Origin of the sequence: Pseudomonas muyukensis (genome assembly GCF_019139535.1) — a bacterium.
GTDB lineage: Bacteria > Pseudomonadota > Gammaproteobacteria > Pseudomonadales > Pseudomonadaceae > Aquipseudomonas > Aquipseudomonas muyukensis.
In genome coordinates this window covers 1,573,119-1,592,983 of record NZ_CP077073.1, presented here as the reverse complement: position 1 = coordinate 1,592,983, position 19,865 = coordinate 1,573,119, and the positions used below count along the sequence as shown (strand labels likewise).

Here is a 19,865-nt window from a genome sequence, read left to right as displayed (position 1 = left end):
CGGCAGCGCCGGTGCCATCCACCGCGCCGCCTGGTTCGCCAGCAAGCTGGCGCCTACACACCGCAACCTGCCGGTTAACTCGGCGTATCGGGCTGCCTGGCTGGGTGGGCCTTGGCAAAGGCCGGGTGCTGTTCGGCCAGGGCGGCCACGCGGCGAATGCGCGGGTAGCCACCCAGGTCGATGCCGAAACGCTCGGCCGCATACAGCTGCGGGATCAGGTACACATCGGCCAGCCCCGGCGTGGCGCCGAAGCAGAAGCCCTCGGCGCCGATCAATTGCTCCACTGCCGCCAGGCCCTGGCCAATCCAGTGGCCGATCCACTGGTTGACCTGCTCCTCACCCTGCCCCAACTGGCGCAACTGGTTGAGCACGCTGACGTTGTGCAATGGATGGACATCGCAACCGATGATCGCCGCCACCCCACGCGCCTGGGCCCGTGCCGCCAGGGCGCGGGGCAGCAGTGGGGTATCGGGGAAGGCCTCTTCGAGGTACTCGATGATCGCCGGCGACTGCACCAGCAGCTCGCCACTGTCCAGGCGCAAGGCCGGCACCCGCCCTTGCGGGTTGAGCGCCAGGTAGTCCTCGCCGCGCTGCTCGCCCTTGAGCAGGTTCACCGGCAAGGCCTGGTAATCCAGGCCCTTGAGTGCCAGGGCGATGCGTACCCGATACGACGAGGTGGAACGGTAGTAGGTGAACAGTTCCATCGCCCTGCCCTCCTCAGTTGGCCGCGACGACAGTGCCGCGGCACTCGCCGAAGCCGATGCTGGCCACGCCGTCACGCACGCAACGGGCGCGCAGGATCAGCTCGTCGCCGTCCTCGAGGAACTTGCGCACCTCGCCGCTGGCCAGTTCCACCGGGTGCTTGCCGCCCTCGGTGATCTCCAGCAGGCTGCCGAACGAGCCTGGCGCCGCGCCCGACAGGGTGCCCGAGCCGAACAGGTCGCCCGGTTGCAGCTGGCAGCCGTTGACGCTGTGGTGGGCGACCATCTGTGCCACGGTCCAGTACATGCTGCGGGTGTTGCTCAGCGTGAGCCGATGCGCCGGCAGGTTCTGCTCGCGCATGCGCGCGGTCAGCAACAGCACTTCCAGCTCTATATCGAAGGCACCGCCAGCCTGGTCGCGCGCGTCCAGCAGGTACGACAGCGGCTGCGGGTCACCCTCCGGACGGGCCGGCTGGGCGCAGCGGAACGGCTCCAGGGCTTCGGCGGTGACCACCCACGGCGACACCGTGGTGATGAAGCTCTTGGACAGGAACGGGCCCAGCGGCTGGTATTCCCAGGCCTGGATATCGCGTGCCGACCAGTCGTTGAGCAGGCAGTAGCCGGCCACGTGTTCGGCAGCGTCACCGACCGGGATCGGCTGGCCCATGTCGTTGCCCTGGCCAATCCAGATGCCCAGTTCCAGTTCGTAGTCCAGGCGCACGCAAGGGCCGAAGCTTGGCTCGCTCTGCCCCGCCGGCAGGGTCTGGCCCTTGGGGCGGCGCACGTCGGTACCGGATGGGCGGATGGTCGAGGCGCGGCCGTGGTAGCCGATCGGCACGTGCTTGTAGTTGGGCAACAGCGGGTTGTCCGGGCGGAACAGCTTGCCGACGTTCTTGGCGTGCTCGATGCCGACGTAGAAGTCGGTGTAGTCGCCAATCTTCGCCGGCAGGTGCAGCTGGCACTCGGCGGCAGGGTGCAGGGCGGCTTTCAGCGTGCTCTGGTGCTCGCTACCCTCGCCCAGCAGCGCCAGCAGGCGCTCGCGCAGGGCCACGCGGGCCGTGCGGCCAAGGGCGAAGAAAGCGTTCAGCGCGCCACCGGCGGTGGCCTCGACGGCAGCCTTGGCCGCGCCGTCGAACAGGCCGGCGGCCAGCACCGCCTCAAGGTCGAGGATGGCCTCGCCGATGGCCACGCCGCAACGCGGGGCCTGGCCTGGCCGGCTGAAGATGCCCAGCGGCAGGTTCTGCAGCGGGAAGTCGCGGTGCCCGTTGGCGTGCTCGACCCAGCTACGGGCAATGGCGGTGTGGTTCATCGGTTATCTCCGGTTCGGGTTGAAGGTGCTCGGCAAGGTGGCCCAGCAACTATCGTAGTCGGCCTGCAATTGCGGGCTTTCGAGGGCCTGGAGGCTCGGGCGCAGCACCTGGCTGGTCTCGAACATGAAGGCCATGGTGTTGTCGATCTTGTGCGGTGCCAGGTCGGCGGCGATGGCCTTGTCGCAGGTCTCGGCGTCCGGGCCATGGGCGCTCATCACCCCGTGCAGCGAGGCGCCACCGGGCAGGAAGCCTTCGGCCTTGGCGTCGTAGGCACCCTGGATCAGGCCCATGAACTCGTTCATCAGGTTGCGGTGGAACCAAGGTGGACGGAAGGTGTTCTCGGCCACCATCCAGCGCGGCGGGAAGATCACGAAGTCCATGTTGGCCATGCCATGCACGCTGGTCGGCGAGGTCAGCACGGTGAAGATCGACGGGTCGGGGTGGTCGAAGCTGACCGTGCCGATGGTGTTGAAACGGCGCAGGTCGTATTTGTACGGCACGTTGCTGCCGTGCCAGGCGACCACATCCAGCGGCGAATGCTGCAGCTCGCAGCCCCAGTGCTCGCCAAGGAACTTCTGCACCAGCTGGACCGGGCCTGTGGCTTCTTCGTAATGCGCCACCGGGGTGAGGAAGTCCCGCGGGTTGGCCAGGCCGTTGCTGCCGATCGGGCCAAGGTCGGGGATACGCAGCGGCGCGCCGTGGTTCTCGGCGATATAGCCGCGGGCCTGGGCGTCGAGCAACTCGACGCGGAACTTCATGCCGCGCGGAATCACCGCGATTTCCAGCGGCTCGACCTCGAGCACGCCCAGCTCGGTGGCGATGCGCAGGCGGCCTTGTTCGGGCACCAGCAACAGCTCGCCGTCGGCGTTGAAGAACACCCGCTCCATGGAGCGGTTGGCACGGTAGATATAAATGCTCACCCCGGCCGGTTTCTCGGCCGCCGAGTTGGCCACCATCGGCAGCCAGCCTTCGATGAAGTCGGTAGGCTCGGCCGGCATCGGCTGGGGGCTCCAGCGCAGGCGGTTGGGGTTGACCGGGCCCAGGGCGCCGGTCAGCGGCTGGCGCGCCAGGCGCTCGAAGCGCGGGTGCAGCGCCGAGGGACGAATGCGGTACAGCCAGGTGCGGCGCAGCTCGCTGCGGGTCATGGTGAACGCGGTGCCCGACAGCAGCTCGGCATACAGCCCATAGGGCGCCTTCTGCGGCGAGTTCTGCCCCACCGGCAACGCCCCAGGCAGGGCTTCGCTGGCGAATTCGTTGCCGAAGCCGCTCAGGTACTGGAGTTCAGGGGATGTAGCGCGAGTCATCGGTGCCTCCGGGCTGCTGGAGCCGTTGCGGGCAGCTGGCTGCGTAGCCCGATCCTGAAACCGGCACCAAGGGCGGCAGCGCGTCTGCATTGTTTTTATCGTAATCAGATTACGAATAACGTAATTTGCTCCCGCGCAGGCGTCAAGCTATAAAGGCGCCACCTCGTAAAATCTGCATAGAAGCCCCCCATGGCCAAAGCCAGCAGCAACACCGACAACGGCAAACAGAAGGTCCGTTCGGCGGAAGTCGGCACCGACATCCTCAAGGCCCTGGCCGAGCTCTCGCCCTCCACCTCGCTGTCGCGCCTGGCCGAGCATGTCGACATGCCCGCGAGCAAGGTGCACCGCTACCTGCAAGCGCTGATCGCCAGCGGCTTCGCCGAGCAGGACCCGGCCACCAACCATTACGGCCTGGGGCGCGAGGCACTGCGGGTGGGCATGGCGGCGCTGGGCAGCATCGATGTGCTGAAGGTGGCGGCCCTGCCGCTGTCGCAGCTGCGTGACGCATTGAACGAGAGCTGCTTCATCGCGGTGTGGGGCAACCAGGGCGCCACGGTGGTGAGCATCGAACCGGCGGTGCGCGCGGTGACGGTAGTGACCCAGATCGGCTCGGTGCTGCCGCTGCTCAGCTCTTCCACCGGGCTGGTGTTCGCCGCGCACCTGCCGGAGCGCGAGACCGTGGAGCTGCGCGACCGGGAACTGGCCGCGCTCAATCACAGCGCCGAAGACTATGCACCGTTGCTGGCGCAGATCCGCCAGCGCGGCCTGCACCATATCCATGGTTTGCTGATGCCCGGGGTGGACGCGCTGTCTGCCCCGGTGTTCAACGCCATGGGCCAGGTCGTGGCGGTGATGACCGTGGTCGGGCCAACCTCGATCTTTCATGCCGACGAGCAGGGGCCGGCGGCGCAACGCCTGCTGGCGGCCGCGGGGGCCGTCAGCAGGCGGATGGGGTATGACGCGGTATCCTGATCGCTGCTTGCAGCTTATTGCAGAGGATCAGCGGCGCCCGGTGCCTGCTGGGCAACCGACATTTGGGTGAACCACGCCAGCTCTTGCTCGAATGCGCCATACAGCTGCTTGGTCGGGAGCCGTCCGGCCTCCAGCAACAGTTCATGCTTTTCGTACCAGGTCTTGAGTAGCTGGTATTGCTGCTTGAGCCACCGACTCAAGGCCGATGACGGCCCAGGGAACAGGTGCGACCACAGCTTGCTACCCTGGTCGAACAGCTGGGTACCGTACGCCTTCAGCACAGCGGTAAAGCCTGGCAGCGCCAACATGCCTTTGAGCAGGGCGAACAGTGCCGCGGTCCGATCGCCATCGCGCAACGCCACGATGCTTTGGTAGAAGCCGACGCCAGCCCCGATGAAGCCCAACACGATGCGCGCGGGCGGGAACACCAAGGCAACGACATCCGCCACCAGGCCGACCAGCCAGAATACTTCCTGGGTAATGCGCCGTGCCGCGCTGTAGGCGTCGCGTGCCGCTTCGGCCAGCAGGCGCTGTATGCGCAGGCGCAGGGCAACCGACAGGTCACGGATGTTGTACAAGACCTGCAACGACCTGGCGACCCGGGCATTCCCTCGGTGCCCCGAGCGATCACGAAAGTCATCGTTGCGCACATCCTCGTTCAACTCGCGCAGCAGCAATTCATCGTCGACCGAAACGTGTTCGTAGAGCCAATCCTGCATCGCCTCGCCTCGCCATTGGGCGACGAAATCCTCGACGGTGTACAGGTAACGACCCTCGGGGCCGTCACTGAGATAGACCACAGTGCCTTGCGCCTGCGGCGACTGCAGCAGGTACCCACCGGACACCGCGGCGCCATTGATCTTCAGCTCGGCCAGCTGGCAATCGTCGACGAAACTGCCTGGATGAAACCTCATGCAAACCGGCGTCAGCCAACGGGCATGGGCCTCGCTGAGGTGCCCGCTTTGCAGCGCCACCAGGCAATCGCGTTGAATCTTCATGCCAATGAGATGGCGATGCAGCGCCAAAGGCCTGGACTGAGCCTCCCCCTCCGGGTCCAGATAGCTGCTGCGCACGTGGGCACAGTAACCCTCGCCCAGCCGGGCGGCGCGGATATAGCCATCGAGGGCCTGGGTGCTCAGGTGCGACAAGTCCTGGCCAACGGTGGAGGAGACCCGGGCGAAATCCTTGAAGTTGAAGTCCGCGGGGTATCCGCCGGCCACCACTTGGGTCAGGGATTGGCGAACGCCATGCTCCAGCTCGACCAGCACGGTATCGGCGTCGATCCAGCCGCCCGGGTTGCCTGGATAGCGGTTGATCCGCTCACTCACCTGTGCACGGGCATAGGCCATGAAGGTCGGTACTTCGGCGACCGACTGGTAGTCCGCCATGAGCACGCGTAGCTCGTGGTCGATATCCACCACGCGACGTTGCAAGGCTTCGGCCGGCGCGTCATAGGCGGGCGGCCTGAGCGGTTCGAGGTCGTCGAGCATCTTCAACACCCTCAGGTCAGCCCAATGCCGGATCAACGAGTCCCTACCGTCGATGGCTTGCACATGCACATTGATCGTTTCGTGGGACCACGCTTGCGGCAGCCTGGCAATCAGCTTCAAATACCGAACCAACGCGGGGCGATGAGCCTGCTGGACATGCTCGACAAGATAGTCACGCCCTTGCGGCGTCGCCGTCAGCGCACCCAGTGCGAAACTCATCTGCCCCGCCGAGGTGAACGCCTGCAGGTCACCCGCTGGCGAGCCGGGCGCGTAGAGCACGTGGATATCGTCGTTGTACAGATACAGGTGATCGGTCAGCAGCATTTCACCATTGATGGACAACAGCGCCACATTGACCCTGCCCGCATGGGAAGGCTGCAGGGCCTGCTCCAACAACCCCACGGCCCTGCGATCGAGGCCCTGGAAGTCCGCGGCCTGCCTGGCCAGTTGCAGCCGGGCCGCCAGCGCCTTGCCCAGCAGGTGCTGGATCCAGTCGCTGGCATACAGGTGCTCGACCTGCTCGATGTACCCCTGATGGAGCTGCAGCTCAGCGGCAACCGTCGATACACCCGACTGCCCCAGGGCCTCGCGCAGGCCCTCATGCTGGATCGTCACCGCCAGGCGCTCACCGTGGTAGGCACCGCCACAGATCCACTCGAGAAGGGTCACCACCTGTACCGGCGCATCCTGGGTGAAGTCATGCCGGATGTGCAGTTGCACCTCTTGTGCTTGCAACCCAGGGAACCCGCGATCGGTCAACCACAGGCCGATCCGGTGTTCGGCATAGGCATGGAAATCGCTATGCCCGGATTGCTGGGCCAGTTTCAACTGCGCCTCGTCTACCGCCTGCTCGAGCGCTGCCAACCGCTCGGCCTCTGCCGGCGCCAGGTTGCGTAACCACGCGGGCGCCAAGTCGCTGCGCAAGGCAGCGATGGCGTCAGCCACATAGCCCTGCAACTGCTCGAGCCAAGGCTCGAGGGCCACGGCGCCAGCCCGCATAGCATCTGCGCCAGCCAGCGCCTGGATTGCCAGGTGCCGTTGCAGCAGGCGCAGATCCCCGAGCAGGTAGTTTTCAGGCGATTGCTGCAACGGTGTGCAAATCAGGTCGACGGCCAGCGCCTCGGCCAACGCCTCGCGTGCTGGCTTGCAGATCAACTGCTGCCAGCAGCCCTCGGTACCCAGGTAGCCCTGCAGGGCTTGTGCCATGGCTTGATAGGTGTCGAACCAGACAACGACGCCCAAACCGCAGAGCACGAGCGGCTCCTCGTCATCGAACGGGTTGTGGCTGAGCGCGACAAAGCCTGGGATACGCACCGGTTCCCCGGTCGCCATCCTCAGCGAGACAGCCATGCTCACCGGGTCGCTCTCCGGCAGCAGCGCCTCGATGTCCGTCCTGGGGGCACCCCGGCGCAAGGCGCGGGCACGGACCTGCAGCGCCAGCAACGCCCGCAGTTGTTCAGCGAGCCCCGCCGACTGCTGCGCCCACCACAGGTCAGCATCGGCCTGCCACTGCTGATCCAGCCAAAGCTCGGGATCGTCGACAGCGGTAGCGGCTGGAGGAAGGCTGGGGGCCAGGGCCAGTTGCGCCTGCAACATCATGCTCAAGACGGCAAGGGCACTCAGGGTTTGCTGGTCGGCGGCCGGCGCAACCCAGGTCGGGGCGGTATCGGGGAAATGTGGATTCATGACTTCTATCTCAATGCAATGTAGGAAATTGCACAGTGAAGAAATCAGAAAAAACATAGCGGAGGGAAAGGCTGGTACAGGAGCCTACACTTTCCCAAGCGTTATTGACTGGAAGCGCTTCAATACACCCCGGAAATGCGCGGGATTATCGCAGGTGATGTAACAGAGAATGTCAAAAGCAGGTATTTTTCCCACTGACTAATGTGCCTATTCTTACCCCATTGGTTCGGCACGAAGGGCTCTCCCCCCCGCTTTTCGGGCCACCAAGGTTCACCGACGTTGATTTTGAAGCTCCTTGATCTAACGTCTCGATTGGCCGCTGCGCATGCAGCGGCCTTTTTTATTTGTGCAAGATCGGCGCGGGGTTCAGCGCACTGGACGCGTCTCAACCCAACGGGTACTTGTGCAGATTCGCCATCATCTGCTGCATGGCCTGCAGGCTGTCCTGCGGATGCCCCGCGCCGTCGAAGTCGCCGATCCGCGCCCAGTTGTCCGCCACCTGCTCAGGGGTGAAGCCTTCGCGCGGGTCGAAGCCCACGCCCTGGCTGCGCTCCCAGCGCACCTTGCCGATCCAGCCCCCCCCCACTTCGTACAGCTCACCGCTGTCCTGGCACTGCTCGCTGCCCAGATACACCACCAACGGGCTGATCAGCTCGGGGCGCAGCCGCTCGAACACCTGTGGCGGAATCAGCCCCTCGGTCATGCGCGTGCCGCCAGTAGGCGCGATGGCATTGACCAGCACCCCGTACTTGCGTCCCTCGATCGCCAGGGTGCGGGTCAGCCCATACAGGCCAAGCTTGGCCATGCCATAGTTGGCCTGGCCAAAATTGCCGTAGATGCCCGAGGTGGACGAGGTGAAGATCACCCGCCCCCAGTTTTGCTCGCGCAGGTGCGGCCAGGCGGCATGGGTGACCTTGTAGGCGCCCTCCACATGCACCCGGTAGACCAGCTCCCAGTCGCTGTCGTCCATCTTGTGGAAGGTCTTGTCGCGCAGGATGCCGGCATTGTTCACCAGCACATCGACCCGGCCGAAGCTGTCCAGGGCCTGCTCGACGATACGCGCGCCGTCGGTGACCGAATCGTGGTTGGCAACCGCCGTGCCGCCGGCGGCGCGGATTTCCTCCACCACCCGGTCGGCGGCCGAGGCGTTGGCGCCTTCACCGTGGGTGGTGCCGCCCAGGTCGTTGACCACCACCCGCGCCCCGTGGGCGGCGAACAGCAGCGCATGGGCCCGGCCCAGGCCACCGCCGGCCCCCGTGACGATCACCACTCGGTCTTGCAGGTTCACCGGCTCGCTCATGCTCAAGGCTCCAGGCATACAAAGGATGCAGCACAGTCTCCGCCCACCGCCCGGGCCGGGCAATCAAGCGCACCCTGGCGAATGCCGGGCGATAACGCCCGGCGATGATCACCCGCTCAGGACCAGGCGACCTTCAGCGGCACATAACTCATGGGTTGCTCACGAAAGGCCAGGTAGTGCCGCAGCACCTGCACCGGCGCCTCGGTATGCGGGTAATGGCCGATGCCCTGCAGCAGCACGGTGTCCGGGGCCGGCACCACCTGGCGGTAGCGCTCGACCATGTGCGCCCCGGACAGCGGGTCGACCGCGCCATTGATGAAGCGCAGCGGCACCCCGGCGCATTGCATCGCCGCCACCCAGCGCTCGCGCTGCGCCCGGCGCTCGGGCAAGAAGGCAATCAGCTTGTGCAGGATGCGTGGGCCGCGGTTCGAGGCGATCAGGCTCCAGTAGTCGTCCAGGGCGCTTTCGCTGGGGTGGGTGCAGGGGCCATAGACCTGGGTGACGTTGCGCACCAGGTCGTCGCGGCCGAACGAGCGCCCCACCAGCCAGCCGACACGGCTGAGCAGCAGTTTCTGGATCAGCAGCACTCGGCAGCTTTCGGGGAACAACCCGCTGTTGAGGAACACGCAACTGGCCACGGCCAGGCGTTGTTCATGGTGGCGTGCCAGCAGTTCCTGGGCGACGCTGCCGCCATAATCATGGGCCAGCACATGCACCGGCTGGTCGATGCGCAGGTGCGCCAGCAACGCCTGCTGCAGGTCGGCCTGCTCCAGCAGGCTGTAGTCGTGGTCGGCCGGTTTCGCCGAGTCGCCGAAGCCGAGCATGTCGCAGGCGATCACGCGAAACCGCTGGGTGAGCGGCCCCCACAGGTAGTGCCAATCCCAGCTGGCGGTGGGGAAACCGTGCAGTAATAGCAGGGGCTCTCCTTGCCCTGCCGTCCAGTAACGGATGCTCTGGCCGCGGAAGGTGAAACCTTGGCTGCGGGTGCGCCAGACGCACAATGGAATCTCGGCCAGTGGCATCACGGTCGTCCCGCTGGATGATGTTCGATACAGGGCAAGGTTGCGTTCATGGTTGGCACCTCGGCACATGCATGTGCTCTTCATGTCGAGGCTGAGTCTAGAAGCCAATACCAAGGTGATAGGTCGCCTTGGCAGCCAGCCTGATGACCGAGCGAGTCAGTGGCACGAACGGTCAGAGCAGCATCACCAGCAGGGGCGCGGCGAACAAGTTGAGCAATCCGGTCAGGACCATCACCAGCCCGGCCACCGAGCCCTCCTCGCGGCCGACCTCCCGCGCCCGGCTGACGCCCGCGCCGTGGGCGCCAACACCAAACAGCGCGCCCCGCGCCAGCGCCGTGCGCAGCGGCAGCCAGCGCAGCAGGATGCCGCCGAACATCGCCCCGAGCACACCGGTGAACATCACGAACACGGCGGTCAGTTCCGGCACGCCGCCCAGGTCCTGGGCCACCGGCATGGCGAACGGCGTGGTGATCGAGCGCGGCACCAGCGACAGGCTCACCGCCTCGTCCAGCGCCAGCCAGTGGGCCAGGGCCCAGGAGCTGCCGACCGACACCACGCTGCCGGCCAGCATGCCCACCAGCAGCGCCGGCCAATGCCGCGCCAGCAATGCCCGCTGCTGCCAGATCGGCACGGCGAAGGCGACCGTCACCGGGCCCAGTACGCCCATCAGCCAGTGGGTGTTGCGGGCGTATTCGGCATAGGCGGTATGCAGCGGCAGCGCCACCGCCAACAGCAGCGCCGGCACCAGGATCAACGGCGACAGCAGGTATCGCCCACTGCGCCGGTATAGCCAGCGGCTGCCAAGATAAGCGGCCAGGGTCAGCGCCAGCCAGAACAGCGGCATCGGTTCAAGGCTCATGGCGCACGCTCCAGCGGCACACCAGCTCGACCGTGATCGCCGTGACCACCATCACCAGCAAGGTGCTCACCGCGATCACCAACAGGATGCGCCAGCCTTCGCTGCGCAGCAGGCTGCCGTAGTCCAGCAGGCTCATCAGCGCGGGGATGAAGAACAGCAGCATCTCGGCCATCAGCCAACCGGCGCCAAGCTGCAGCGTGGCCGGCTTGAGCACGCCGCTGGCGAACAGCAGCAGCAACAGCGCCAGGCCCATCACCCCACCGGGGATCGGCCAGCCAAGCCAGGCGGCCAATTGGCCGCCAATCAGAAACAGCGCCAACAGCACCGCCAGCTCAGCGAGCAGGCGCAGGGTTTTCTTCAGTAGTGCAGGATTCATGGGCGGGGGTTCCTCGACAACGTGCCCATTGTAAAAGTCGCCCACCTAGGCCAGAAGCGAATTGTTAGACTGGCTGGCATTCCATAATGGAATTCGAAACTATGGAATTCAAACAGCTGCGCAGTTTCATCGAAGTTGTCCACAAGGGCGGTTTCACCCAGGCGGCGGCCACCTTGCACATCAGCCAGTCGGCGGTGAGCAAGCAGGTCGCCCAGCTGGAACAGGATATCGGCCAGCCACTGCTGGAGCGCCAGGGTTCGCAGTTGCTGCTGACCGCTGCGGGGCGCATTGTCCTCGAACGTGGCGAAGCGCTGTTGCGCCAGCGCCAGGAGCTGCTGAGCGAACTGGACGACCTCAGCCAGATGGCCCGCGGCGAACTGCGCCTGGGCCTGCCGCTGCTGGGCAGCGACGCGCTGTTCGCCGGGTTGTTCGCCGAGTACCGGCGGCGGCATCCGAACATCTCGATCCAGTTGCTCGAAGGCGGCAGCCGCATGGTCGAGCAGGCGGTGAAGAGTGGCGAGCTGGAACTGGGCGGCAGCCTCACGCCGAGCGATCCGGCATTCGACTACCAACCCTTCTGCAACGAGCCGCTGGAGGCCCTGCTGCCCGCCGGCCACCCGCTGGCCGGGCAGGCCGACGTCGCCCTGGCGCAACTGGCCGACACACCGTTCCTGCTGTATCAGCGCAGCTTCGTGTTGAACGATCGGTTGCTCAGTGCCTGCCAGCAGGAGGGCTTCACGCCCAGGGAAGGTGGACGCAGCGGCCAGGCGGACTTTCTCGCCGCGCTGGTGGCGGCCGGCCAAGGCGTGGTATTGCTGCCGGCGATCGTCGCGCGGGCGCTGGAACGGCCCGGAGTGGTGCGTTTGCCGTTGCGGGCGCCGGAGCCTCTGCGCTGGGACATCGCCTTCATCTGGCGGCGCGGGGCTTATCTGTCGCGGGCGGCGCAGGCGTGGCTGACGTTGTTGCGCGAACGGCGCGAAACATGACGCGGACGTGTAGGAGCGGCCTTGCGTCGCGAAAGGGCCGCAACGCGGCCCCAGCAATTTACCTGCAGACGCTCAGGACCTGGGGCCGCTGCGCGCCCCTTTCGCGACACAAGGCCGCTCCTACAGGGACCGTCGAGCCTCAGAAGGTTAGCCTTTAAGGGCAGCCGCAAACTCCGCCAGCCAGGGCTCGGCATCGGTCTCCGGGGTCACGGTCTCGCTGGCGTCCAGGCGCAGCATCGGCAGCACCTCCTTCACCCCCAGCTCGGCAAACAGTTCGCGCATCTGCTCGCCACCGCCGCAGTAGGTGTCGCCATAGCTGGAATCGCCCAGGCCAATCACCGCCCCCGGCAACCCGCGCCATGCTGCCGGCAGCACGTCGCGAATGGCGCTGTACAACGGCATCAGGCTGTCGGGCAATTCACCCATGCCGGTGGTCGAAGTCACCGCCAGCAAGGCGTCCGGGGCGAAACCCTCGAGGTCCTGCAGGGTGGCGCGGGCGGCATGCCAGGCCTCCAGGCCAGCGGCCTCGAGCTGCGATTGGGCATGGCGGGCAACTTCTTCGGCGGTGCCATACACCGAACCGGAAATAATGGCGACTTTCATCGAGCGGGATTCCGAAACTGAGTGAAAACGTAGGATACTAGCACTCGACAGTGGCAAAAGGCCGCCTACGGCCAAAGTCACAGGCATTCGTCCGGATGCATCGCCCGCCGACGAATGGCCGGAACGAAGCGTATTGGCCACTGTCCATCGCCGTGAAGAAATCGCCCTTATCGATCGCCCCTTCGAGTTCGACCATGCAAGCAGACGCCCTCCTCTCCCAGGACGAGCTGGACTTCATCCAGGACATGCAGCATTCGCCCCAGTTGAACCTGGCCGACCCGATGTCGAGCCTGCTGGTCAACGGCGACCGTCGCCTCAAGGACTTGCTCACCCGCCTGGTGGCCAACGAGCAGGTGACGCTGCAGGCCAGCTTCAACAACCAGCAGCTGAGCTTCCCCCTGCAACTGGTCGAGGACGAATTCCACGCCCTGCACCTGCAACTGGGTTCGCCGGACATCTACGAGGACGGCCCGATGCTGCGGCCCTGGCGCCTGTCGCTGGAGCAGCCGGCGGCGCTGCTGGACGACCACGGCCAGGCCAGCGACCTGTGGGTACGCGACATTTCCTTCAAGGGCGTACTGCTGGAAGTGCGCGGCGGCGCCAAGGCGCCTGCGCAATTCGACCTGCGTTTCGCCGCCGAGGACATCCCGCCCATCGGCCTGCACGGCACCCTGCGCCGGCGCATCGGCCCGCGCCTGGCCGCCTACGACCTGACCCAGACCCCGGCCGAAGAGGTCGAGCGCCTGCGCGAGTACATTCTCCAGGCCCACCGCAGGGCCCATCCCGAGCTGCACGCCCAGGCCCCCAGCGTGCTCTGACGACCACCTGGCAGCTGAAACTGACCGGTCATGATCGATCGGCGATAATCCGCGCCCGATTCTTGCATGCATGCCTGCGCCGCCCACCACCCCGGGCCGCACGCCAAGGGGCCGGCTACCCGCCAGCCCCGTCGCCAGGAGATACACGATGTCTACCCCCGTCACCCTCATGGTGTCGCGCCGCGCCGCCCATGGCCGCTACCAGGACTTGCTGGCCTGGCTGCACGAAGGCGAGCAACTGGCCACCGACTTCCCCGGCTACCTCGGCTCGGGCATCCTCGCGCCACCGGCCGAGGGCGATGAATTCCAGATCATCTTCCGCTTCGACAACGAACACACCCTGCACGCCTGGGAACATTCCGCGTCCCGCCGCACCTGGCTGCAACGCGGCGACGGCTTGTTCGAGCGCCCCAAAGAGAGGCGCGTCAGCGGTATCGACGACTGGTTTGGCACCGAAACGGTGCAAAAACCACCGCGCTGGAAGCAGGCCACGGCCATCTGGCTGGCGTTCTTCCCGGTGTCGCTGCTGTTCAACCTGCTGTTCGGTCAGTGGCTGGCGCCGCTCGACCTGGTACCACGGGTACTGCTCAGCACCCTGGCCCTGACCCCATTGATGGTGTACCTGTTCATCCCGCTGTCCACGCGCGTGCTGGCGCCTTGGCTGAATGCCGCGCCAAGCCCCGCCGACGAACGCCCGCAGGGCCTGCGCAGCCGCTGAGGGCAAAGCTCGCAAGGCGGTTGAGTTCGGGTATGCTGGGGCATCACGCACGGACAGACGAACAGACCGCCCGAACATGAACAGCCCAATCCTCATCACCGGCGCCAGCCAGCGCGTCGGCCTGGCCCTGGCCCTGGAGCTGGCCGAGGCCGGCCATATGGTGGTCAGTGCCAGCCGGACCCTGCTGGCGCAGGCGGCCCACCCGAATATCCGCCAGTTCCAGGCCGACCTCACCCGCGCCGACGAGCGCCAGGCCCTGATCGACCACCTGCAAAGTGAGTACGACGGCCTGCGCGCGATCATCCACAACGCCTCGCTGTGGCTCGACGACGGCCTGGACAACCTCGACACCATGTTCCGCCTGCACGTCGAGGCGCCCTACCACCTCAACCTGGCCCTGGGCGAGCTGTTGAACAAGGTCGACAAGGCCGACATCATCCACATCTGCGACGAAACCTCGTCGCGTGGCAGCAAGAGCCACATCGGCTATGCCGCGACCAAGGCGGCGTTGCAGAACATGGTGCTGTCGTTCGCCGAAAAGTACGCGCCCAAGGTGCGCGTCAACGGTATCCTGCCCGGCCTGCTGATCCTCAAGGAAGGCGGCGACGAGCAGTACCGCCAGCAAACGCTGAAAAAAGCCCTGCTCGAATTCGAGCCCGGCGCCCGCCCGCTGATCGACGCCGTGCAGTTCCTGTTGCACAGCCAGTACAGTACCGGCAGCCAGGTGGTCATCAACGGTGGCCGCCATCTGAAGAACCGCATGACCTGAAGAGACGACCCATGACCCCGCAACAACAGCTCGAACTCGAAGCCGCCGCGTTCCGGCGCCTGGTCGACCACCTGCAAAAGCGCACCGACGTGCAGAACATCGACCTGATGAACCTCTCCGGCTTCTGCCGCAACTGCCTGTCGAAATGGCTCAAGGCCGCCGCCGACGATCGCCAGATCGAGCTGAGCCTGGACGACGCCCGCGAGCAGGTGTACGGCATGCCCTACGCCGAGTGGAAAGCCCAGCACCAGAAAGAAGCCAGCGCCGAACAACAGGCGGCGTTCGAACAAGGAAAACCCCGTGACTGACCTGAACAGCCTGCGCAGCAGCCTCGCCAGCGGCGAACATGCCTTCGCCGATACCCTGGCATTCGTTGCCGCGAACTACAGCTACCAGCCCCAGGCGTTCGACAACGGCGAGGTGCACAACGCCGCCGGGCAGAACGAAGGCTCGTGCAAGACCCTGGGCCTGGCGCTGCTCGAGGGGCTGAGCGACCAGGAGGCGCTGCTGGCCTTCGGCGAGCACTACCGCAGCGTGGTGGCCACGCCCGAGGGCAGCGACCACGGCAACATCCGGGCGCTGATCAAGCACGGCCTGGCCGGGGTGAAGTTCACCGCGCAGCCGCTGGCGCGCCTGGGCTGATAGCAGATGGGGCCGCTGTGCGGCCCCAAGATCCCACAGGCCTTTGCAGGAACCGGACTTCAACTGATGAGGTGGCCTGGTGTTCCAGCCTCAAGGCGCCCCTTGTGCAACCACTCCAGCGCAATCGGCCACAGACTTTCACGGAACCGGTCGTGAAAGAACGCGAAGTGCCCGATCTCTTCGACCGAGATATCCACAGGCGCCACCCGCAGATGCCGCCGCTCGCCCGTTTGCAGGTACCCCAACAATCGTTCAGTGGCCGCCACCGTGCCGAACGGATCGTCAGTCAGGCTGATGGCCAGGGTCGCCGCCTGTACCTGGGTAAATGGCGTCGCCGGCAGTAAACGCCCACTGGGCCGCTGCTCGTAACGCGGTGTACGGGCAACCCAATCGCGCACCACGCCCGCCGGGGTGTCCTCCAGCCAGCCCAGGCGCTTGCCGGGAAAGTAGCCGAACATCCGGGTCAACAGTGGCATCACTACGTGCCATTTGCCGAACAGCTGCCAACGCTGCTCCGGCGCATAGTCGCGCCAATAGGCGAACTGGGCGCCCACCAGCACCGCGTGGCGCACCTGCACCGCCGAAGGCGCCAGGCCCAGTGCCCAGCCACCGAAGCTGTGCCCGACCACATGCACTGGCTGGCCAGGGTGTTCGGCGGCGGCCAGTTGCAACATCGCCTCGAAGTCCAGCCGGCCCCAGTCGCTCCACGATGCCTTGAACCCGCGCAACGAGGCCGGGCGCGATTCGCCGATGCCGCGGTAGTCGTAGGTGAGCACATCGAAGCCCTGGGCGAACAGGTAGTCGGCGAACCGCGAGTAATAGCGGCAGCGCACCGAGGTGGCGGCATTGATGATCACCAGCGGGCGCTGGGCATCGGGCTGGGCGTGGCGCCAACGGAAACCGCCGAGGCGGTAGCCGTCGGCGGCGACATGACGAAAGGCACAGGCGGGTTGGGTGAGGCTGCTCATGGCGCGCTCCCTGCGTGGTCCGCCAACCCTAGCAAAGATGCCCCCGAGTTATCCAGACAAACGCCACCGCGTCGCCTGGTTCGCCAGCCAGGCTGGCTTCTACGGGCCGGGTGCCCGCCTGATGCGCCTAGGGGCAACGAGCGGTGCACATTGCCTAGGTCGTGGGCAACGCGCCGACCACGCCCGGCTTGCGCAGCACGGCCAGGCGCGAGCCGTCGTAGCGGGTCTCGCGGAACAGCTTCCAGCGCCCGAACAGGCCATACACGTGCATCACCCGCCCCTGCTCGTGGTAACCCATGCGCAGGTGCAGCTTCATCGCCGGCACGTTGTGGGTCTCCACCACGTCCACCACCTTGTGGCAGCCCTTCTCGCGCATCGTGTTCCACAACTCGACCTGGGCGGTCACCGACAGCTCGCTGCCGAAGTAAGGCCGGGTCATCTCGCCGCCGAACTCGAAGAACTCGCCCGGCTTCACCGGGAAGGTGCAGCCGTAGTAGTGCTTGTCGTGGTAATCCACCACGCTGGCCCAGATGAAGGCCACGGCATCGCCCTGCTCGTCCAGGTACATGTGCCCGGTGTGCCCTTCGCTGGCCAGCTCGCGCATGGTCTGGACGCGGTCGCCGAAATGGCGGGCGAAGGCATCGGCATTGCTTGGGGTGATCTGCACCAGGGTGACCGGTGAGTGGGGCTTGAGACTGTAGGGCGGTACCGGGCTGACCAGGTCGCGCTCCATCCACAACAACTCCCAGTGGAAGAACACGTAACGTTCGAACAAGGTCTTGCAGGTACGCTTGAAACCCTTCTGGCGGATTCGTTCTTGTAGTTTTTGCACAACGCCCATGCTGCCTCCCCGGCCCCGGCGGAATTACCAGGCCAATAGCTGGGGTATAGATCAGGCGCGCAGCGCCCATGGCCAAGGGCCATCGGGGGATTTGTTGCAGAATGTTAACAAGTCGTCGGCGGGAACCGTGCAGCCGTCATCAACGGCTGCACGGTCAAGGACTTGCTTACAGCTCGACGCAGTCGAACCGTACGTCGGTGGCCACGTCTTCGTCGTAGTTGACGTCAGCGCGCTCGAAACCGAACAGGTTGAGGAACTGCTTCTTGTAACCGGCATAGTCGGTCAGTTCGAACAGGTTCTCGGTGGTGACCTTCGGCCACATGGCACGGCAGGCGTCCTGCACATCATCGCGCAGCTCCCAGTCGTCCAGACGCAGGCGGCCTTCGTCGTCCAGTGCCGCCGGCGCACCGTCCGCACGGTACATGCGGTCACGGAACATGCGGTCCAGCTGGTGCTGGGTACCTTCGTGGATACCCTTCTCCTGCATGATCTTGAACACCATCGACAGGTACAGCGGCATCACCGGGATCGCCGAGCTGGCCTGGGTAACCACCGACTTGAGCACCGCAACGTTGGCACTGCCACCGACTTTGCCGGCCAGGCGCTGGGCGGTTTCGTCCAGGTCCTGCTTGGCCTTGCCCAGGGCGCCGTCCCAGTAGATCGGCCAGGTGATGTCGGAGCCGATGTAGCTGAAGGCCACGGTGCGGGCCTGTGGCGCCAGCACGCCGGCAGCGTTCAGGGCGTCGATCCACAGTTCCCAGTCCTGGCCGCCCATCACGGTGACGGTATCGGCGATTTCCTGCTCGGTGGCCGGCTCGATGCTGGCCTCGATGATGGTGTCCTTGTTGGTGTCGATGGCGGTCGACTTGTACGGCTGGCCGATCGGCTTGAGCGCCGAGCGGATCACTTCACCGGTCTGCGGCAGCTTGCGCACCGGCGAGGCCAGGGAGTAGACGACCAGGTCGACCTGGCCGCCCATTTCGTTCTTGATCAGCTCGATGACCTTGGCACGGGCTTCGTCGGAGAAGGCGTCACCGTTGATCGACTTGCTGTACAGGCCTTCGGCCTTGGCGAACTTGTCGAAGGCGGCGGCGTTGTACCAGCCGGCGGTGCCGGCCTTGGTCTCGGTGCCTGGCTTTTCGAAGAAAACCCCCAGGGTGTCGGCCTTGAAGCCGAACGCCGCGGTGATGCGCGCTGCCAGGCCGTAGCCGCTGGAGGCGCCGATCACCAGGACTTTCTTCGGACCATCCTCGCGCACGCCCAGCTTGCGGGTGGCTTCGATCTGGTCACGGACGTTGAGCTCGCAGCCCTTTGGGTGAGTCGTGGTGCAGATGAAACCGCGAACCTTGGGATGAATGATGGCCAATGTCTGTACCTCGTCAGGTTTAGGCTGGAGCAGCGCCCGGATTCGGGGCGCTGCCGTTTGATCTAGAGGGTGAGACTACCCTCGCGGGATATCCGACACATATTACGGGGTCATTGAGATTGCTGCATGGTCTGTACAGCCCGATTCGGCTCTGAGCCTAAGGCTGGCTCGATCCTGTAGGAGCGGCCTTGTGTCGCGAAAGGGCTTCGCGCAACCACGCCAGGAACTGCCGCGCCAGCGGATCCTCCTGGCTTTCCCAGTGCACCAGGCAGCTCCACACCGGCCCGCGCACACGCTGCTCAGACAAGGGCCGCAAGCGCCCCTCATCGACCATCCGCCGCGCCAGCAACTGGCTGACCAGGGCGATCCCCAACCCCTCGCCCGCCGCCTCCAGCAGCAATCCCGGGTCGGAGAAATTCAGCCCCTTGCCCTGCTGCCCGACATCCTCGCCGCCTTCGACCTGCCAGTGGCTCCAGTCCATCTCGCGCTCGCCGTGCAAGGTCGTGCGCCCGGCCTCGGGCAACGCCGGGTGACAGGCCGGGTACAGCTGGTCCTGATGCAGCACGGTGAAGCTGCATTCGGCCTGCGGGCCAAGATCATCGCGAATGGCCAGGTCGATGGTCTCGCTGGCCATGTCCGGCGCCTCGAAGCTGGTGAACAGCCACAGGTCCACATCCGGGTGACGCTGGTGGAAGTCGGCCAGGCGCGGCAGCAGCCAGTGGCGGGCGAACGCCGGGGTGGTGTTGACCACCAGCTGGTTGGGCTTGCGGTACTGGTCCAGCCGGCGAATGCCCACCGCCAGCTGCTGCAGCAAGGTCTGGGTGGTGCTGAGCAAGTCATGCCCGGCATCGGTCAGGCTGACGCTGCGCCCGCTGCGGTGGAACAACGGCTGTTCCAGGTAGCTCTCCAGGCTGCGGATCTGCTGGCTGATCGCCGACTGGGTGAGGTTCAGGGCCTCGGCGGCCTTGTGGAAACTGCCCAGGCGGGCGGCGGCTTCGAAGCCGCGCAGGGCATTGAGCGGGGGCCAGTGTTTGAGCATGCTGATAAGCCTGACTGATCAGAAATACGCTAAATCTATCGTTTGTCGCCCCGCCTGCCCAGCCATAACATGGGCGCCAACACCCGCGACGGCGG

Annotated in this window: 20 protein-coding genes; 7 read left to right on the top strand and 13 right to left on the bottom strand. The window is 65.8% G+C overall.

Annotated elements, in window-relative coordinates; translation table 11 throughout:
* Window positions 1–74 precede the first annotated feature (74 nt).
* From maiA to hmgA, 3 genes are read right to left on the bottom strand one after another with little or no spacing between them, the layout of a single operon-like run.
* Window positions 75–704, bottom strand: coding sequence for a maleylacetoacetate isomerase (maiA, locus tag KSS95_RS07215; protein WP_217852863.1), 630 nt, complete (start codon window positions 702–704; stop codon window positions 75–77).
* Window positions 705–717: 13 nt separating this feature from the next.
* The gene (gene fahA / locus KSS95_RS07210; protein ID WP_217852861.1) at window positions 718–2,010 is read right to left on the bottom strand and encodes a fumarylacetoacetase; all 1,293 of its coding nucleotides are present in this window, start codon (window positions 2,008–2,010) and stop codon (window positions 718–720) included.
* 3 nt (window positions 2,011–2,013) lie between these two features.
* Window positions 2,014–3,315, bottom strand: coding sequence for a homogentisate 1,2-dioxygenase (gene hmgA / locus KSS95_RS07205; RefSeq protein WP_217852859.1), 1,302 nt, complete (start codon window positions 3,313–3,315; stop codon window positions 2,014–2,016).
* A 189-nt stretch (window positions 3,316–3,504) separates the two neighbouring features.
* On the opposite strand from hmgA, the gene KSS95_RS07200 reads away from it, so the two are divergent.
* Complete coding sequence (locus KSS95_RS07200) at window positions 3,505–4,287, top strand: IclR family transcriptional regulator (protein ID WP_217852858.1); 783 nt, start codon at window positions 3,505–3,507, stop codon at window positions 4,285–4,287.
* A gap of 14 nt (window positions 4,288–4,301) precedes the next feature.
* Here KSS95_RS07200 and KSS95_RS07195 read toward each other — a convergent pair whose 3' ends face one another.
* The 5 genes from KSS95_RS07195 to KSS95_RS07175 all read right to left on the bottom strand — a co-directional run bounded on the left by KSS95_RS07195 (window position 4,302) and on the right by KSS95_RS07175 (window position 11,020).
* Window positions 4,302–7,463, bottom strand: coding sequence for a hypothetical protein (locus tag KSS95_RS07195; protein WP_217852856.1), 3,162 nt, complete (start codon window positions 7,461–7,463; stop codon window positions 4,302–4,304).
* A gap of 385 nt (window positions 7,464–7,848) precedes the next feature.
* Window positions 7,849–8,763, bottom strand: a complete 915-nt coding sequence (locus tag KSS95_RS07190) for an SDR family oxidoreductase (RefSeq protein WP_217852854.1) — start codon at window positions 8,761–8,763, stop codon at window positions 7,849–7,851.
* A gap of 116 nt (window positions 8,764–8,879) precedes the next feature.
* Complete coding sequence (locus tag KSS95_RS07185; protein ID WP_217852852.1) at window positions 8,880–9,785, bottom strand: alpha/beta fold hydrolase; 906 nt, start codon at window positions 9,783–9,785, stop codon at window positions 8,880–8,882.
* A gap of 172 nt (window positions 9,786–9,957) precedes the next feature.
* Window positions 9,958–10,644, bottom strand: a complete 687-nt coding sequence (locus KSS95_RS07180; RefSeq protein WP_217852850.1) for an LrgB family protein — start codon at window positions 10,642–10,644, stop codon at window positions 9,958–9,960.
* A complete protein-coding gene (locus tag KSS95_RS07175; protein WP_217852848.1) occupies window positions 10,634–11,020 on the bottom strand; it encodes a CidA/LrgA family protein in 387 nt (128 codons plus the stop codon). The genes KSS95_RS07180 and KSS95_RS07175 overlap by 11 nt, the downstream gene beginning before the upstream one ends.
* Window positions 11,021–11,121: 101 nt before the next feature.
* Here KSS95_RS07175 and KSS95_RS07170 point away from each other — a divergent pair, with 101 nt between their 5' ends.
* A complete protein-coding gene (locus KSS95_RS07170) occupies window positions 11,122–12,006 on the top strand; it encodes a LysR family transcriptional regulator (RefSeq protein ID WP_217852846.1) in 885 nt (294 codons plus the stop codon).
* A 147-nt stretch (window positions 12,007–12,153) separates the two neighbouring features.
* Here the strand turns inward: KSS95_RS07170 and KSS95_RS07165 are convergent, their stop codons facing one another.
* Window positions 12,154–12,609 (bottom strand): flavodoxin, encoded by a 456-nt coding sequence (locus tag KSS95_RS07165; RefSeq protein WP_217852844.1) that lies wholly within the window; start codon window positions 12,607–12,609, stop codon window positions 12,154–12,156.
* Window positions 12,610–12,803: 194 nt separating this feature from the next.
* Between KSS95_RS07165 and KSS95_RS07160 the strand changes: the two genes are divergently transcribed.
* From KSS95_RS07160 to KSS95_RS07140, 5 genes are all read left to right on the top strand, one after another.
* Window positions 12,804–13,427 (top strand): hypothetical protein, encoded by a 624-nt coding sequence (locus tag KSS95_RS07160; protein WP_217852842.1) that lies wholly within the window; start codon window positions 12,804–12,806, stop codon window positions 13,425–13,427.
* 148 nt (window positions 13,428–13,575) lie between these two features.
* Window positions 13,576–14,145: a putative antibiotic biosynthesis monooxygenase gene (locus tag KSS95_RS07155; RefSeq protein ID WP_217852840.1), complete on the top strand. Its 570-nt coding sequence runs from the start codon at window positions 13,576–13,578 to the stop codon at window positions 14,143–14,145.
* Between the two features lie 76 nt (window positions 14,146–14,221).
* Complete coding sequence (folM, locus tag KSS95_RS07150) at window positions 14,222–14,914, top strand: dihydromonapterin reductase (protein ID WP_217852838.1); 693 nt, start codon at window positions 14,222–14,224, stop codon at window positions 14,912–14,914.
* Between the two features lie 11 nt (window positions 14,915–14,925).
* Window positions 14,926–15,222: a DUF1244 domain-containing protein gene (locus tag KSS95_RS07145; RefSeq protein ID WP_050706872.1), complete on the top strand. Its 297-nt coding sequence runs from the start codon at window positions 14,926–14,928 to the stop codon at window positions 15,220–15,222.
* Window positions 15,215–15,556 carry a HopJ type III effector protein gene (locus KSS95_RS07140; RefSeq protein WP_217852836.1) on the top strand — a complete coding sequence of 114 codons (342 nt, stop codon included), beginning with the start codon at window positions 15,215–15,217 and terminating at the stop codon, window positions 15,554–15,556. The genes KSS95_RS07145 and KSS95_RS07140 overlap by 8 nt, the downstream gene beginning before the upstream one ends.
* A gap of 59 nt (window positions 15,557–15,615) precedes the next feature.
* Here KSS95_RS07140 and KSS95_RS07135 read toward each other — a convergent pair whose 3' ends face one another.
* The 4 genes from KSS95_RS07135 to KSS95_RS07120 form a co-directional block, all read right to left on the bottom strand.
* Window positions 15,616–16,524 (bottom strand): alpha/beta hydrolase family protein, encoded by a 909-nt coding sequence (locus KSS95_RS07135; RefSeq protein WP_217852834.1) that lies wholly within the window; start codon window positions 16,522–16,524, stop codon window positions 15,616–15,618.
* Between the two features lie 154 nt (window positions 16,525–16,678).
* On the bottom strand, window positions 16,679–17,365 hold the full coding sequence (locus KSS95_RS07130; RefSeq protein WP_217852832.1) for a GNAT family N-acetyltransferase: 687 nt from the start codon (window positions 17,363–17,365) through the stop codon (window positions 16,679–16,681).
* Window positions 17,366–17,531: 166 nt separating this feature from the next.
* Window positions 17,532–18,731, bottom strand: coding sequence for an enoyl-ACP reductase FabV (gene fabV / locus KSS95_RS07125; protein WP_217852830.1), 1,200 nt, complete (start codon window positions 18,729–18,731; stop codon window positions 17,532–17,534).
* A gap of 157 nt (window positions 18,732–18,888) precedes the next feature.
* Complete coding sequence (locus tag KSS95_RS07120) at window positions 18,889–19,770, bottom strand: LysR substrate-binding domain-containing protein (RefSeq protein ID WP_217852829.1); 882 nt, start codon at window positions 19,768–19,770, stop codon at window positions 18,889–18,891.
* Window positions 19,771–19,865: the final 95 nt, after the last annotated feature.